Origin of the sequence: Nesterenkonia aethiopica (assembly GCF_039534665.1) — a bacterium.
GTDB lineage: Bacteria > Actinomycetota > Actinomycetes > Actinomycetales > Micrococcaceae > Nesterenkonia > Nesterenkonia aethiopica.
In genome coordinates this window covers 1-14,792 of record NZ_BAAAVT010000001.1, presented here as the reverse complement: position 1 = coordinate 14,792, position 14,792 = coordinate 1, and the positions used below count along the sequence as shown (strand labels likewise).

General features: G+C 70.0%; 15 protein-coding genes and 1 tRNA gene. 4 read left to right on the top strand and 12 right to left on the bottom strand.

Going from position 1 to position 14,792, the window contains the following annotated elements:
* The first annotated feature begins 100 nt into the window (after nucleotides 1–100).
* Entirely contained in the window at nucleotides 101–547 is a 447-nt protein-coding gene (locus ABD658_RS00080) for a TM2 domain-containing protein (protein ID WP_085437175.1), read from the top strand.
* A 24-nt stretch (nucleotides 548–571) separates the two neighbouring features.
* Here ABD658_RS00080 and ABD658_RS00075 read toward each other — a convergent pair whose 3' ends face one another.
* The 5 genes from ABD658_RS00075 to ABD658_RS00055 all read right to left on the bottom strand — a co-directional run bounded on the left by ABD658_RS00075 (nucleotide 572) and on the right by ABD658_RS00055 (nucleotide 4,186).
* Entirely contained in the window at nucleotides 572–1,471 is a 900-nt protein-coding gene (locus ABD658_RS00075; protein WP_344682279.1) for a siderophore-interacting protein, read from the bottom strand.
* A 119-nt stretch (nucleotides 1,472–1,590) separates the two neighbouring features.
* The gene (gene purU / locus ABD658_RS00070) at nucleotides 1,591–2,466 is read right to left on the bottom strand and encodes a formyltetrahydrofolate deformylase (protein ID WP_070159315.1); all 876 of its coding nucleotides are present in this window, start codon (nucleotides 2,464–2,466) and stop codon (nucleotides 1,591–1,593) included.
* 129 nt (nucleotides 2,467–2,595) lie between these two features.
* Complete coding sequence (locus ABD658_RS00065) at nucleotides 2,596–3,105, bottom strand: GNAT family N-acetyltransferase (protein WP_344682281.1); 510 nt, start codon at nucleotides 3,103–3,105, stop codon at nucleotides 2,596–2,598.
* Between the two features lie 5 nt (nucleotides 3,106–3,110).
* Entirely contained in the window at nucleotides 3,111–3,671 is a 561-nt protein-coding gene (locus ABD658_RS00060; protein ID WP_344682283.1) for an LOG family protein, read from the bottom strand.
* A complete protein-coding gene (locus tag ABD658_RS00055) occupies nucleotides 3,668–4,186 on the bottom strand; it encodes an NUDIX hydrolase (RefSeq protein ID WP_336581890.1) in 519 nt (172 codons plus the stop codon). The genes ABD658_RS00060 and ABD658_RS00055 overlap by 4 nt, the downstream gene beginning before the upstream one ends.
* A gap of 242 nt (nucleotides 4,187–4,428) precedes the next feature.
* Between ABD658_RS00055 and ABD658_RS00050 the strand changes: the two genes are divergently transcribed.
* Nucleotides 4,429–4,500 (top strand) — tRNA-Asn (locus ABD658_RS00050).
* 93 nt (nucleotides 4,501–4,593) lie between these two features.
* On the opposite strand, the gene ABD658_RS00045 is transcribed toward ABD658_RS00050, so the two are convergent.
* The 7 genes from ABD658_RS00045 to dapE all read right to left on the bottom strand — a co-directional run bounded on the left by ABD658_RS00045 (nucleotide 4,594) and on the right by dapE (nucleotide 12,272).
* Nucleotides 4,594–5,028 (bottom strand): peptidoglycan recognition protein family protein, encoded by a 435-nt coding sequence (locus tag ABD658_RS00045; RefSeq protein ID WP_311023639.1) that lies wholly within the window; start codon nucleotides 5,026–5,028, stop codon nucleotides 4,594–4,596.
* 296 nt (nucleotides 5,029–5,324) lie between these two features.
* Nucleotides 5,325–6,452: an FAD-dependent oxidoreductase gene (locus ABD658_RS00040; protein WP_344682290.1), complete on the bottom strand. Its 1,128-nt coding sequence runs from the start codon at nucleotides 6,450–6,452 to the stop codon at nucleotides 5,325–5,327.
* 68 nt (nucleotides 6,453–6,520) lie between these two features.
* Nucleotides 6,521–6,982 carry a GNAT family acetyltransferase gene (locus ABD658_RS00035; RefSeq protein WP_344682292.1) on the bottom strand — a complete coding sequence of 154 codons (462 nt, stop codon included), beginning with the start codon at nucleotides 6,980–6,982 and terminating at the stop codon, nucleotides 6,521–6,523.
* A complete protein-coding gene (locus tag ABD658_RS00030; RefSeq protein WP_344743553.1) occupies nucleotides 6,979–7,695 on the bottom strand; it encodes an SDR family oxidoreductase in 717 nt (238 codons plus the stop codon). Before ABD658_RS00030 ends, ABD658_RS00035 begins: the two co-directional genes overlap by 4 nt.
* Before the next feature lie 44 nt (nucleotides 7,696–7,739).
* Nucleotides 7,740–9,839, bottom strand: coding sequence for a TRAP transporter permease (locus ABD658_RS00025; RefSeq protein ID WP_344682299.1), 2,100 nt, complete (start codon nucleotides 9,837–9,839; stop codon nucleotides 7,740–7,742).
* Entirely contained in the window at nucleotides 9,836–10,843 is a 1,008-nt protein-coding gene (locus tag ABD658_RS00020) for a TAXI family TRAP transporter solute-binding subunit (protein WP_344682302.1), read from the bottom strand. The genes ABD658_RS00025 and ABD658_RS00020 overlap by 4 nt, the downstream gene beginning before the upstream one ends.
* 247 nt (nucleotides 10,844–11,090) lie before the next feature.
* The gene (gene dapE, locus ABD658_RS00015) at nucleotides 11,091–12,272 is read right to left on the bottom strand and encodes a succinyl-diaminopimelate desuccinylase (RefSeq protein ID WP_344743644.1); all 1,182 of its coding nucleotides are present in this window, start codon (nucleotides 12,270–12,272) and stop codon (nucleotides 11,091–11,093) included.
* Nucleotides 12,273–12,404: 132 nt separating this feature from the next.
* Between dapE and dapD the strand changes: the two genes are divergently transcribed.
* Nucleotides 12,405–13,376 (top strand): 2,3,4,5-tetrahydropyridine-2,6-dicarboxylate N-succinyltransferase, encoded by a 972-nt coding sequence (dapD, locus tag ABD658_RS00010; protein ID WP_344682306.1) that lies wholly within the window; start codon nucleotides 12,405–12,407, stop codon nucleotides 13,374–13,376.
* A gap of 112 nt (nucleotides 13,377–13,488) precedes the next feature.
* Nucleotides 13,489–14,634 carry a hypothetical protein gene (locus ABD658_RS00005; protein ID WP_344682308.1) on the top strand — a complete coding sequence of 382 codons (1,146 nt, stop codon included), beginning with the start codon at nucleotides 13,489–13,491 and terminating at the stop codon, nucleotides 14,632–14,634.
* The last annotated feature ends 158 nt before the right edge of the window (nucleotides 14,635–14,792 follow it).

Sequence of the window (14,792 nt, the reverse complement as noted above, 5' to 3'; positions counted from 1 at the left end):
CGTGACCAAACTACCACCAACGCCCCTGGTGACCGGGACAGGGCTCCGCCGCCACCATCCCGTGCGCCGAGCGCTGGGCGGCGGGCACTACCATGGAGGCATGCCCGAGCAGCTGGACCTGGACGAGCTCTACGCGAACACCTTCACCGCGGAGGATCGCGCCGCCTTCGAAGCGCAGCCCACGTCCGAGAAGAAGTTCCTCGTCGCATGGGCGTTGGCGCTGTTCCTCGGACCGATGGGCGCCCAGCGCTACTACCTGGGCCGACTCCCCACCGGGGTTCTCAAGACCCTGATGTTCGGCACCGCGATGGTCGGCTTCGCCACGGGCGCGGTCAACCTCGGCTTCATCTTCATGGGCGTGGTTGGCGCTTGGACGATCATCGATCTGTTCCTGCTGCTCAGCGGCACGATGTCCGACCGTCAGGACGTGCGGCTGGACGGCTTCCGCCGCTGGGCCGGTCCCTGCGCCGCCGTGACGGTGCTGTTCCTGGTGGGCCTGCTCATCGCCGCCCTGGTCATCGGCACCAGCTCAGCGGTCAGCGGCTGAGCATCCTTCGTACGCCGACCCCGGTCAGGCCGGGTCGATCTGACCCACCGGGGTCCGCTTCTCCGCCTGGAACTGGTCCTCCACGCGCCCGAAGGCCCAGTAGGCCGAGAGCGACATCCCCCGGCGGGGCAGTCCCCGCTCCTCGACGAGCAGCCGTCGCATCCGCTTCATCTGCTCACGCTCTCCGTGGACGAAGACCTGCACGTCCCCGGCAGGGATCTCCAGGCTCGCCACCGCCTCGACCAGCCGGGTGCTCTCCGGCGTGAACTCGCCGCCGCGATGCAGCCAGCGCACCTCCACCCCGTCCGGCGCAGCCAGCGACACCTGGTCTTCGACGGAGGGCACTTCGAGCACGACGACGCCGCGGGCGTCGGCCTCCAAGGCTTCGACCGCCGCCGCGATGGCCGGCAGGGCTGACTCATCCCCGGCCAGCAGGTGCCAGTCGGCCTCCTCGCGCGGTGCGTAGGCGCCCCCGGGCCCGAAGAAGCTGATCAGCTCCCCCGGGCGGACCTGCTGGGCCCAGCCGCCGGCGAGGCCCTCCTCGCCGTGGGTGACCATGTCCACCCACAGCTGGCCGGCGTCGTGATCGATGTGACGGACCGTGTAGGTGCGGGTCACCGGCATCTGCTCCATCGGCAGACGCTCCCGCAGGGCATCGAAGTCATAGGGCCGATCGAGCCCCAGCGCCGGATCAGCGAAGAGCATCTTGATGTACTGGTCCGTGGCGTCCTTGAACTCGAGGGCTGCGAACCCCTCGCCGCCGAGCACCACACGCACCAGGTGCGGCGACAGCCGCCGCACCTGCTGGACCGTCAGCACATGCTGGACCCGGGGCTTCCGGGCACCGCCGGCGTCGGGTCGCACAGGCGCCGGCTGATCCGGTGCCGGCTGATCCGGTGCGGACGGTGGGGTCTGAGCAGACATACGGCAGGTCCTTTCCACGGGTTCTGCACCGCGGAGTCTACAGGAAAGGCATGCCTCACCTGCCTGACCCCGATAACGTCACTCATCCGTAATGGAATCCATGCCCGTGGGGCCGTCGCTCAGAAGACGATGGTCGTCTGGCCGTTGCGGATGACGCGGTCCTCGCAGTGCCACTGCACCGCCCGGGACAGGACTGCACGCTCCACGTCAGCGCCGAAGCGGGTCAGCTGCGCGACGTCGTCCTCATGGGAGACCCGGATGACGTCCTGCTCGATGATGGGCCCCTCGTCCAGGTCCTTGGTCACGTAGTGCGCGGTGGCTCCGATCAGCTTGACCCCGCGCTCCTTCGCCTTGCGGTACGGTCCGGCTCCGATGAAGGCGGGCAGGAAGCTGTGATGGATGTTGATGACCGGGGCGCCCACCTCGCGGAGGAAGTCCTCGGAGATGATCTGCATGTAGCGGGCCAGCACGATGAGGTCCACATTGCCCTTCAGCAGCTCCAGATGCCGGGCCTCGGCCGCTGCCTTGTCACCCTTGTCCACCGGCACGTGGATGTAGGGAATGCCGAAGGGCCGGACGTCGTCGGCGAGGTCCGGGTGGTTGGAGATCACCATGGCGATGTCCATCGGGATCTCCCCCCGGCGGTGCCGCCACAGCAGATCCAGCAGGCAGTGGTCCGCCTTGGAGGCGAAGATCGCCACGCGCTTGGGCGTGCCGGCGTCGGTGAGGCTCCACTCCATGTCGAAGCGCGCCGCCAGACGCGTCTGGACCGCCTCCTCGATGCTCGGCCGGGCGGCGGCGAGTCCGGGCAGGTGGAAGACCGTGCGCTGGAAGAAGCGCCCACCCGCGACACCGGTGCTGTACTGGTCCAGCGAGATGATGTTGCCGCCGAGATCGGTGATCACATCCGAGACGGCGGCGACGATCCCCGGCTGGTCCGGGCAGCTGATGATGAGCCGGGCGATGTCGGTCGGCGACGCGTCGACGGAGGTCATGGTCACTCCTGAGGTGAAGGCGGCGGGGCGGTCCGAGGACGACGACGGCGGCGACGCCCCGATGAGGAGCGGCCCGACCGGCGTCGGGGGTCGTGGGAGAGGATAGCAGTCACGCCGAGGGCCACGACCTCAGGCTTCCGGCGGTGTCGGCTCCAGTGACACGAACGCCCGCAGCCCTGTTGGCGAGACGTCCCGGACCTCGGTGAACCCCAAGGCCTCGTAGAAGGCCCGCTGCCCGGGCTCGGAATCGGTGAGCAGGACCTTCTGCCTCACCTGACGCACCGGCGCCAGCACCTCCTCGACCAGTCGTCGTGCGATGCCGCGACGGTGCAGCTCCGGCCGCACCAGCACGTCCTGCAGATAGGCGATCGTCTCACCGTCGCTGAGGATCCGGGCCAGGCCGACCAGGCGGCGTCCTCCGTCTGCTCCGTCTGCTCCGTCGGCTCCGTCGGCTCCGTCGGCTCGAGGAGCCGAATCGGAGGCCCAGGCGGTGGCCACCGCGAAGGAGCCCGCCACCGCTCGCTGCAGCCGGGCGGGGTCCCCGGTGTAGGCGGTCCATCCGACGGACCCGTAGAGGTTCTCCAGCTGGGCGGCCTCGGGGACCTCTCCGGCGAGGATCTCCACCTCCGGGTCGGCCATGGGACTCAGACCTCCGTCAGATCGGCCGCGGAGGCGGCCAGACTGTCCACAAGTTCTGGGACCTGATCGTCGACGATCAGCGCCTCCCGCCGGGGACGGGTGAGGAATCCGGCCTCGACCATGTGGTCCACCATGGCCAGCAGCGGCTGCCAGAAGCCCCCGACGTCGAAGAGCGCGACCGGCTTGCGGTGGAGGCCCAGATGCTGCCAGGTCCACACCTCGAAGAGCTCCTCCAAGGTGCCGGCGCCGCCCGGCATGGCCAGGAAGCCGTCGCCCAGCTCGGCCATACGGCGCTTGCGCTCGTGCATGTCGGCGACGACTTCCAGACGCGTCAACCCGGGGTGGGCGATCTCACGGTCCATCAGCCCCTGCGGCATCACGCCGTGGACCTCTCCCCCGGCCCCCAGGGCGGCGTCGGCGAGGGCGCCCATGAGCCCGACGTTCCCCCCGCCGTAGACCACCGTGATGCCGCGGCGCCCCAGCAGAGCACCGAGACGGCGCACCGCACGGGCGTGGGCCGGGTCATGCCCGTGGCTGGACCCGGTGAAGACGGTCAAGGATCTCACGCCCTGGTCTCCTCGCCCTTCAGCGCCGGGAGGACCTCCTCGGCCAGCAGGGGGGCCAGGTCTTCCGGCATCGGCTCAGCAGCCGGGGAGAGCCAGCGCAGCTCGGCGATCTCGGACGCCGGGGCGGCGTCGACGGCGGCAGGTGCGGCGTCGTGGAGGAAGATCTCTCCGGTGACCAGCCGACCGGGCTCATTGGCCGCTGCGGCGTGGAAGGTCCCCAGTTCGCGCAGATCCTCCGGCCAGAGCTCCACGCTGAGCTCCTCAGCACATTCACGCACCGCGGTCTGCACGGGGGTCTCGCCGGGCTCCGGCTTGCCGCCGGGCAGCATGAACCGGTCGGTGCCGCTCTTGCGCACCGTGAGCACTTCGCCGTCCGAGTTGCGGATGACCACCGCACTCACATGGATGGCGTCGGCGGACTCTGCCCGCCCCGGAACGGGCGCCGTCAGCGCCACGTCCGAGAGGGCCGCATGCCTCGGCGGGGAGGCGTCCTGGGGATGTTCAGTGGTCAGCACGGCGTCCATGGTAACCACGGATCATGGCGAGGTCAGGCCTCCTGCCGCCCACAGACCCGTCGTAGAACGTGATCAGCGGCACGGTGGCAGTCCGCCGCCGCCGCGTGATTCCGCGGGTCTCGACCCTCGGCAGAGGCTCGGCGAACCCCAGCACCCCCGCCCGGCGTGTGGTGATGTGCGCCTCCTCGGCCCGTCCGATTTCCCTCGGCCGAGATTCGACTGCTACACTCTTTCAGTCGCAATCCTCCATAGCTCAACGGCAGAGCACTCGACTGTTAATCGAGGGGTTGCTGGTTCGAATCCAGCTGGGGGAGCTCATCGCATGAGGGCCTCGACTCGCCACGAGTCGGGGCCCTCTGCCATTGCCGCTCGCTGACACCGTCGCCCTCTGCTCTCGTCATCGCCGGTCAGAGCCGAGCAGCCACCCCATCGCGGATCCGTCGGACGGACACCGTCCCCGGGCAGGCGGTCGCCACCACATCCCCGTGAGGGATGATCTGAGTCTGCGGGTCCAGACCGCGCTCGCGGCATATCCGGGTGCACAGCTCGATGGAGATCTCGTAGGTGTCCTCGCTCGGCGCCCGCTCCGGGTCCGCAGAATGCTCGATGCCGATGCTGCGCCGATTCATCGCCAGGTCCCCCGCATGCCAGGCGGTGTTGATCTCGCTGACGTACTGGTGCAGAGCGCCTTCACCGATGCCGTAGTGAGCGCTGACCCCCGAGCCCGGGTCGGCGAACGTCGCATCCGCCGCGGCCAATGTGCCGACGATGTAATGGATGACGATGCGGTCCACCGACGTGCCCTCCCGTCCCGCCGAGTAGTTCTCCGTATGCTTCCACACCGGCTCCATGGCTCAGTCCCCTCGGCCCAAGGGGCACCCCAGGGGGTTCGCCGGATTGCGGCGCCGCCCGTCCTCGTCATACGCAGTGGGCCGGATCAGCCCCTCAGCGCCCTGACCCGGATCCGTCGAGGAGCTCGCATCGGACGCACGGGCGGGGACAGCCCCGACGCTGAGCCCGACGGCCGCCGCTCCGGCACCGCTGACGAGGAACAGAGTTCGCCGTGTGAGATCCATGGGGTGCAAGCTACTGGAGCGTTGCGCAGGGATCAAGGGGTCAGGAGGCGCGTCACGACGGATCATCGGGCGCGGAACGTCGCCGGCGCGTCCCCGTCGCCGGTCGCCGCGGCCAGGACCAACTCTCCGAGCAGCGGGGCGAACTTCGCCCCATGACCTGAACAGGGCGAGACCACGGTGACCCGCTCATGCCGGTCGATGAGGAAGTCCTCGTCGGCGGTGGTGGTGAACAGACAGGTGGTCTCCGCATACGGGGTCGGTTCCACCCCGGGCAGCCTGTCGGCCACGAACCTGGTCACCCGGGCCCGTCCGGCGTCGTCGATCCTGCCGTCCTGATCCGCGGCAGACCCGATGACCTTGCCGCCGTTGAACTCGGCGACCTTCTGGCCCCTATGGTCGGCGTCGCGCCCGCCGGGCAGCCCATAGACGGTGATGTCACGGTCCCCGTGGATGAACGTGGGCCAGGCGGAGGCCTCCGCCGCTCCCCCGCGGTAGGGGTAGTGGAAGGCCTGCTCCTGCCGGACCGTCAGCCGGCGGTTCGCCGGGAGGAAGCCGGCGGGCAGCGGCAGCTCCCCCAGAAGCCGCGGAAGCCAGCCGCCCGCGCAGACGACCAGATGCTCGGCATCCCAACGGCGCCCGTCCGAGGAGGTCAGCCGGACCCCGGAGGCGGTCTCCTCCACCCGGCTGACCTCCCAGCCGGTCTGCAGCCGCGCACCGGCCCGCTGGGCCAGCCGCAGCATGGCGGCCACCGTACGTTCGGCGTCGAGCACCCCTGCCCCGGGGTGCCACAGCACCTCCGAGTCGAAGGAGAACATGGGCCACCGGTCAGCGGCCTCGGCGGCGCCGAGCAGCTCGTGATCGACCCCGGCCCCGGCGAGCACCTGTGCCAGCTCAGCGGGCCTGCGCGCCTCCCCGTGGTCCAACGCCCCGGTCAGGGTCAGCAGCGGCTCCTCCGCCTCGCGCTCCAGCTCCTGCCAGCCCGCGGCCGCCTGCACCACCAGATCGGCGTAGAACCGGTCCGGATAGGCGTAGCGAAAGATGCGCGCCGATCCGTGGGAGCTGCCCAGAGGCCCGGCGGGCACGTCCCGCTCCAGGACGGCGACCTCGTGCCCGGCCTGCGCCAGGCGCCACGCCGCCGAGGCCCCGGCCAGACCCGCCCCGATCACCACGTGACAGCTCGACTCCCTCATACGTCCCAGCTCCCTTCACCGTCGCCGGCAGGCACACACCCCGGTGAGACCGGTGTGCCTCCGGCCGGTCACAGGAACCGGCCCAGGGTGACCACGTCCTGCTCGGTATAGTCCAGACGATCATAGAAGGCATGCACCGCCTGGTTCTCCCGGCGCACCATCAGCATCAGCTTCGGGATGCCCCGGGCACGGAGCCAGTCCTCGGCGGCTCTGACCAGACGCTCACCCAAGCCCTGACCCCGCAGATCATCACGGACGGCCAGATAATAGATCCATCCCCTGTGCCCGTCGTGGCCGACCATGACGGTGCCGCGCAGCCGACCTCCGCTCGCCCCGTCAGAGGCCCTCGACGGCGGCAGGCACAGCACTGTGGACTCTTTGCCCTCGAGGGCGCGACGGCAGTCCCCCTCCGGGTCGTTCCACGGTCGGGTCAGACCCGCCTCATGCCACAGCGCAACCGCGTCCGGCACGGCGTCGGTCGGGAGCTCGACGACGTCTCCGGGAGCCGCTCCCGCCGGCTGACCGGTCACCGGTGCACCGGCCGGATGGAGAGCTCCTCCACCATCGAGGCCTCCGGCATGTCCACCGCCAGTCGAACGGTGTCCGCCACGGACTGCGGGGCGATGTAGATGCTGCCGTCATAGTCCGTGTTGCCCATCTGGGTCTGCAGGTCACGTTGCATGTCCGTGTCCACCCGGCCCGGATGGATCGAGGTCACCCGCACCGTGCCGCGCTCTTCGTCACGCAGCGCGTCGGTCAGCGCCCGCAGGGCGAACTTGCTGCCGGAGTAGATCCCTCCCCCGGCCCGGGACGAATAGCCCGCGCCGGAGTTGATGGCGATGACCTGGCCGCGGGCCACCCGCAGGGCCGGCAGAGTCAGACGGGTGAGCTCCGCCACGGCGAACACGTTGACCTCGAACACGTGCCGCCACAGCTCCGACGTTGCCGTGCCGACCTCTCCGGAGTCGGCGACGCCGGCGGAGTGGACCAGCACGTCGAGGCGCTCGAGCCCGGCCTCCTCGACGGCGGCGGCCACCGCGGCGGAGTCGGTCAGATCCGCCGCGAAGCCAGAGGCGCTCGGCAGCGCGGCGACCACGGCCCCGACACGATCGGGCGTCGTCCCGCCGACCAGCACGTGATGGGTGCGGCCGAGGTCCTCGGCGATGGCCCGGCCGATGCCGCGCGTCGCGCCGGTCACCAGCGCCAGGGGACGTTCAGTGGCTGCTGCAGTCGATGTGCTCATGGGCCTCAGCCTATCGAGCTGGACTGACCCGTGCTCACGGCATGTCAGGCGCGGGCGGCGCCGTGGTCGGCCGGGTCCGTGCCGTCGGAGACGCCGCGGCTCGAGTCGGAGGCCGCCCCGGGCCCGCGCGAGGCCCCGCGACGCACGATCTGCATGATCACCGCGAGACCCATGGCGGCCAGCCCGGGCATGGAGACCAGCAGATCCGGATAGATCAGCGCCAGGCCGCCGCCGACGAGCAGGAACCGTTCGGGCAGCGTGCCGCGCACCACCAGATGCCCGGCCAGCCCCGAGGAGACTCCGACCATGCCCACGATCACCGTGCTCAGGGCGATCACCAACTCCTGCCAGGAGCCCTCCAGCAGCAGCGCCGGCTGGAGGATGAACACATACGGGATGAGGAATCCCGCGATGGCTATTCGCAGCGCCGAGACGCCCGCCGCCATCGGATTGGCATTGGCGATGCCCGCACCCGCATAGGCGGCCAGACACACTGGTGGCGTGATATCGGCGAGGATGCCGAAGAAGAACACGAACAGGTGGGCGGCGATCAGCGGGACGTCGAAGTTGTTGTAGAGGATGGGTGCGGCCACCGTCGCGGTGACCACGTAGTTCGCCGTGGTGGGCAGCCCCATGCCGAGCACGATGCAGGCCACCATGACCATCACCAGGACCAGCAGGAAGCTGCCTCCGGCGATGTCCACCAGGCCCCGCCCCAGCTGCCCTCCCAGCCCGGTGGCGGTCACCGTGCCGGCCACGATGCCAGCAGTGGCACAGGCCGCGATCACCGGCAGGGCCGTGCGCGCACCGGCCACCAGCAGCTCCACCATGCCCCGCGGCCCCAGCCGTGTGGAGGAGCGCAGGAAGCTCAGCACGAACGCGGTGGCGATGCCCAGCAGGGCCGCCCGCATCGGCGACATCCCCGAGAGCAGCGTGCCGATGATGACCGCCAGAGGCAGCAGCAGGTCCGCCCGGGTGATCAGCGACCGCAGCGAGGGCAGCTCATCGATCGGCAGTCCCTTGATGTGGTTGCGCTTCGCCTCGAAGTGGATGGAGAGGAACGCGCCCAGGAAGTACAGCAGGGCCGGGATCACGGCGATGACGATCAGGTCGTTGTACTCCACGTCCGGCACGTTCTGCGCCATGATGAACGCCGCGGCGCCCATGATCGGCGGCATCATCTGTCCACCGGTGGAGGCCGTGGCCTCCGTGGCGGCCGCCACATGAGGCTTGAACCCGGCCTTCTTCATGATCGGGATCGTGAAGGAGCCCGACGCCACGGTGTTGGCCACCGAGGAGCCGGAGACCATCCCCTGCAGCCCCGAGGCCGCGATGGCCGCCTTGGCCGGGCCGCCGGTGAATCGGCCGGCCGCGCGGAAGGCCAGGTCGTTGAAGAACTGACCGATGTTGGTGCGCAGCAGCACCACGGCGAAGAACAGGAACAGGAAGATGAAGTTCGAGGACACCTGGATCGGCGTGCCGAAGACCCCCTGACCGGTGGACAGGAACGTGCTGGTGGCGAAGTTCTCCACGGACATGCCCCGATGCGGGAACAGCGGGCTGTGGTTGCCGAAGATCGCATAGACCATCGCCAAGGTCGCGATGATGACGATCGGCAGGCCCACGCAGCGCCGCGTGGCCTCCAGCACCAACAGGATGCCGGCGACGGCGACGACGTGGTCCAGGTCCGAGTAGCCCAGGATCTGCACGGCGTTGCCGGTCAGGCGCTCATACTCGACGAAGATGTACAGGTTGCAGTACACGCCGGCCGCGGCCAGCAGTGCGTCGTACCACGGCACTCCGCGGCCCCGCCCGAGCAGCGTGTCCTTCCAGAGCACCCCGGTGGCGGGGCGGTCCAGCAGACGCCTGCTCGCCGGGTACAGCAGGAAGATCAGCGACGTCGCCCCCGCGAGATGGAGGGAGCCGTGCATCCAGTTGTTGAACGGTCGCTCCAGCGCCGCGTACAGGTGGTAGAGGGTGAAGACGACCGAGATGGCCCCCACGAGCCAACCCCACCAGCCCAGGTCCGTGCGGAACCGGCTGGAGGTGTCGTGCTCGCGGAGGACCTCCTCGGCCTTCGCCTCTGCGGCAGGATCGACCTGCCCACCTGCCGGGAGGGCGTCCCGACCAGGTGCGTCGCTCACGGCAGGTCGATGCCCTGCTCGTCGTAGTACCGCTCAGCGCCGGGGTGCAGCGGCACGTCACCGATGCCCAGCAGGGCCTCCTCCATGTCGATCGACTCCCCGACATCCAGGGTGATCTCGTCCGCGTGCTCGAAGATCGCCGCGGTGATCTCGTAGCCGAGGTCCTCGCTGACCTGGGTCGTGGAGGCGGCCAGGGCGGCGAACACCGACACGGTCGCGACATCCTCGTCGAGGAAGTCGTAGGCCTCGGCGGAGATGTCATACGGCTCCGCACCCGAGTCGCCGGAGATCTCGTCGGCGGTCGCGTCGTCGAGGCCCAGCAGATCCACATCCGTGGACGCGGCCAGCTGCGTCAGCCCCGCCACCGGGGTGCCGACGACGAAGATCGAGGCGTCGATCTGGTTGTCGGCCAGCATCTCGGTGGAGGCCCCGAAGTCGGTGACCTCCGGGGTGTAGTCCCCTTCCTCCAGCCCGTGGGCCGCGAGGATGGCATCGGAGATCGCGCGCGTACCGGAGCCGGCGTCGCCGACGGCGATGGTGGCGCCCTCCAGGTCATCGACCGAGTCGAAGCCCGAGTCCGCCCGCACCACGATGTGGGCGGCCTCCGGGTAGAGGTTGGCGATCCAGCCGATGTTGTTCAGCTCGACGCCGTCGAGGTCGTCCAGCTGACCGTTGACGCCGTCGTTGGCAGTGTCGTTCTGCGTCAGGCCGAGCTGCCACTCCTCCTGGAACATCTGGCCCAGATTCTCGCCTGAGCCCCCGGACTCGACATAGTTCACCGAGTCAGCGCTGGTGTTGGCCTCGAAGATGTCCGAGAGCTCACCGCCCAGCGGGTAGTAGGTCCCTGCGGTGCCCCCGGTGCCGAAGGTGAGATCGGTGACGAAGTCCTCCTCGCCGCCGACCTCCACGTCCTCACCGTTTCCCTCAGCGTCGTCGCCGCAGGCGGACAGGGCGACCATGGCTGCGGCCGCTGTGACAGCGGCGGCAGTGCGTCGGATCCTCATGGGGTGTCCTCCTCATTCACGTGTGCGAGCAGGTCAGAACGGGGGTCCCCCTTCTGACCTCGTCCAGTAAGGCTATGCGGACACAGCGCTCTGCAGGAGGATGGGAGGCCCTGGTTACGGAATCGTTACCTCCGCCACATCGGCCCCGACGGGATCGTCACCGTGCCAGGTCAGACGGATCGGCGCTGTCGGCCCGGCCGACACGCCCCAGACATCCCGGTCCCCAGAGCAGCCGGCGACTGGGTCCTCAGAGCAGCCAGCGGCGCATCGACGCCAGGCACGCCCGCAGATCTCCGGCCGTGACGTGCTCGTCGTCGGTGTGGGCCAGCAGCGCGTCGCCCGGGCCGAAGTTCACCGCCGGCACGCCCAGCGCGGAGAACCGGGCCACGTCCGTCCATCCGTACTTCGGCTTGGGCTCCCCGTCGACGGCGGCCAGGAAGGCCTCCGCGGCGGGATGCTCCAGGCCCGGCCGGGCCCCGGGAGAGGAGTCGGTGACCTCGATGAGCTCCTCGTCCACGCCGGCGGCGCGCAGCACCTCACGGACGTGGTCGTGGGCCTGCGCCTCGGTCTTGTCCGGGGCGAAGCGGTAGTTGATCTCCACGGTGCAGGCGTCCGGGATGACATTGCCGGCGATGCCGCCGGTGATCGAGACCGCGTTGAGGCCCTCCCGATACGCCAGGCCGTCGACGTCGACCGTGCGCGGCTCATACGCCTCCAACGCGGCGAGCACCGGCGCGGCGGCGTGGATCGCGTTGCGACCCTTCCACGCGCGGCCCGAGTGCGCGGCGACCCCCGGCACGGTGACACGCAGCCGGCACGTGCCATTGCAGCCGCCCTCCACGGCACCGTGGGTCGGCTCCAGGAGCACCGCGAAGTCAGCCTCCAGCAGCTCCGGAGTGCTCCGCAGCACCCGCCCCAGGCCGGATTTGGCGGCCTCGACCTCCTCGTGGTCGTAGAAGACCCAGGTGACGTCGCATGCCAAGCTCTGTGCGGCCGTCATCGTCCGCAGCCGGTCCGCGACGTCGGCGGCCAACGCCAGCTGGACGGCCACCCCGCCCTTCATGTCGGTGGCTCCGCGACCGTAGAGGACGTCGCCGTCGGGGCGCTCGCCGTCATCGGCGGATGCGTCCGCACCGTCTGCGGCGACCCACTGCGGCGGGACCGTCCCGCGGAAGCCCGGGGTGCCACGGGTCTCCGGGTCGCTGGGCAGCGGCACCGTGTCCAGGTGCCCGGCCAGCACCACCCGCTGGTCCGCGCCGGTCTCGGTGCGGGCGATCACCGTGTCGCCGTCCCGGTGCACCCGCAGGCCGCCCAGGCCCAGCAGGGCAGACTCCACCGCATCGGCCAACCGGGTCTCGTTCCCGGAGACCGACTCGCAGGCGATCACCTGTTCGGTCAGCTGGGTGATCTCTGCGGTGAGGTCCAGCATCAGCGGAGCGGCGGGGGCGGAGGCACCGCCGGGAGCAGAGTCGGAGGACGTGGCGGAGGAGGTGCCGGAGGTTCTGTCAGCGGAGGTCTCATCGACGGGCATGACCCCACTGTAATCCGTAAGATGGGCGGCATGACTTCGACCGACACTGCTGCATCCGCCTCCCGCATCGCCTCCGGCCACGGCCTGGCCACCGTCACCGCCGACGGGACCGTGCTCGACACCTGGTTCCCTGCCCCCGTGCTGGCGCCGCTGGCCCAGAACCAGGACGCCGCGCTGCTGGCCTCCCTCGAGGCCGCCGTCGGCGAGGACAGCGACCGAGGAGTGCGCACCGAAGTGGTCTCCATCGAGGCGGACCTCGACGCGCCGGCCGCCGGCACCTCGGACGTGTGGCTGCGTCTGCACCTGCTCTCGCACCGTCTCGCCCAGCCGAACACCCTCAACCTGGAGGGCATCTTCGGCCACCTGACCAACGTGGTCTGGACCAACTTCGGGCCCTGCGCGGTGGACGGCTTCGAGGCCACCCGTCTGAAGCTGCGCTCGCGCGGTCACGTCACCGTGCACAGCATCGACAAGTTCCCGCGCCTGGTGGACTACGTGACGCCGGTGGGCGTGCGCATCGGTGACGCCGACCGCGTCCGTCTCGGCGCACATCTGGCTGAGGGCACCACGGTCATGCACGAGGGCTTCGTGAACTTCAACGCCGGCACTCTCGGGGTCTCCATGGTGGAGGGCCGCATCTCTGCAGGCGTCGTGGTGGGCGACGGCACTGACGTCGGCGGCGGCGCCTCGATCATGGGCACCCTCTCCGGCGGCGGCACGGAGCGTGTGGCCCTGGGTGAGCGGGTGCTGCTCGGCGCCAATGCCGGCGTCGGCATCTCCATCGGCGATGACTCTGTGGTGGAGGCCGGCCTGTACGTCACCGCCGGCACCAAGGTCTCCGTGCTCGACGACCACGGCAACGTGGTGGAGGTCGTCAAGGGCTCTGCCCTCTCCGGCGTCCCGAACCTGCTGTTCCGTCGCAACTCCGTGTCCGGCCGCCTGGAGGCCGTGCCGCGCAAGGGCCAGAAGGTGGAGCTCAACGCGGCCCTCCACGCCAACTGAGCCGCAACGTCGTGACGCCGGACCACCCGCCCCTCGGGCGTCCGGCGTCACGACGGTGGGCGGTTCCTGACACTGCGGCGGAGACGGACGAACACCTGATGGTGAAGCAGAGATGATGAGCAGACACCGGGCGGAGCGCCCGATCGTGGCGACCCGCGAGATGGTCCGCCGCCGGCGCCGTCGCCGCGCCCTGGCGGTGCTTGTCCTGCTGGCGATGGTCCTGGCGGGCGTCGTCTGGGCCACCTGGCGTCACATCGACGAGCAGGAGTATCTGCTGGACGCCCGCTGCGAGGTGCAGGTGGGCGGGGAGCTCCACGTGCTGACCCCGCACCAGTCGGCGAATGCCGCACTGGTGGCGGCACTGGCGGTGGACCGGGGACTTCCGCGGGAGGCCGCCGCCGACGCCTTGGCCATCTCCCTGCAGGAATCTGACCTGCAGGTCCTCGAGGCCACCGACGAATACGACGCCCGCGAGCTGTTCCGCAGCGGGTCACCCAGCTGGTCGGACGATGACGGCCCGGTGGAGGTCGCAAGCTCCGTGGAGGGCTTCTACGACGCCCTGGAGTCGGCTCGGGACCACGAGGACGACCCGTGGACGCCTGAGCTCAGCGTCTCCGAAGCCGCCGACGTGCTGGAGCGTCCCATGGACCCCAGCTTCTACTCACGCCACGCGGAGCGCGGCAGGGCCTTCGCGGCGCCGCTGACCGGTGCGCAGCCGATCGGCATGACCTGCCGCCTCACCCGCAAGGACGCCCCCGACCCGGACCCTGACGGCCTCGCCCACGAGGTGGCGGGGGTCCTGGGCACCGCCCTTGAAGTGCCCGACGACGCCCAGGAGGCACTGGAGGCTCTCGGGTCCGAGGACGAGGACGACGCCGAAGGCGCAGACGACGACTCGGACGCCGACGAGGACGAGGGCGCCGATGAGGACGAGGGCGCCGATGAGGACGCGCGGGACGAGCTCGAGGAGTTCGGGCCGATCCTGATCGACCGCAGCGCCGCCGCCGGTGATGACGCGGACGGCGCCGGTCCGGAGGCCGGGACCGTCGTCACGGTGAGCATGCCCGGCGGCGATGAGGACGACGAGCAGGCCGACACGACCCGGGAGCTGTGGACCCTGGCGCACTGGGCCGTGGCCACCGCCGACGTCTACGGCACCCAGACGGTCCACGCCGGGGCCTTTGAATGGAGTCGCGACTCCGGACGCTGGTCACAGGTGGAGGAGATCTCCGACGACGCCGTCGTCATCGGCTTCTGAGCGGCCCGCACCACGCAGATCGAGGCGTCACTTTCCCGGACATCTCCTGGTACTCAAGCGCGGCGGATTCTATGAGTCGTTGCACCAGCTGATGGTCAGCTGGTGAGGATGATGTCTCTCATCTTCTCAGCTGGGGTGGCCCACTGAAGTGTCTTACG

Excerpts from the sequence above, each read along its gene's own strand:
- ABD658_RS00080 (WP_085437175.1), top strand. The coding sequence starts at position 101 with ATGCCCGAGCAGCTGGACCTGGACGAGCTCTACGCGAACACCTTCACC.
- ABD658_RS00075 (WP_344682279.1), bottom strand. The coding sequence starts at position 1,471 with ATGTCTGCTCAGACCCCACCGTCCGCACCGGATCAGCCGGCACCGGAT.
- purU (WP_070159315.1), bottom strand. The coding sequence starts at position 2,466 with ATGACCTCCGTCGACGCGTCGCCGACCGACATCGCCCGGCTCATCATC.
- ABD658_RS00065 (WP_344682281.1), bottom strand. The coding sequence starts at position 3,105 with ATGGCCGACCCGGAGGTGGAGATCCTCGCCGGAGAGGTCCCCGAGGCC.
- ABD658_RS00040 (WP_344682290.1), bottom strand. The coding sequence starts at position 6,452 with ATGAGGGAGTCGAGCTGTCACGTGGTGATCGGGGCGGGTCTGGCCGGG.
- ABD658_RS00030 (WP_344743553.1), bottom strand. The coding sequence starts at position 7,695 with ATGAGCACATCGACTGCAGCAGCCACTGAACGTCCCCTGGCGCTGGTG.
- ABD658_RS00020 (WP_344682302.1), bottom strand. The coding sequence starts at position 10,843 with ATGAGGATCCGACGCACTGCCGCCGCTGTCACAGCGGCCGCAGCCATG.
- dapE (WP_344743644.1), bottom strand. The coding sequence starts at position 12,272 with ATGCTGGACCTCACCGCAGAGATCACCCAGCTGACCGAACAGGTGATC.
- dapD (WP_344682306.1), top strand. The coding sequence starts at position 12,405 with ATGACTTCGACCGACACTGCTGCATCCGCCTCCCGCATCGCCTCCGGC.
- ABD658_RS00005 (WP_344682308.1), top strand. The coding sequence starts at position 13,489 with ATGATGAGCAGACACCGGGCGGAGCGCCCGATCGTGGCGACCCGCGAG.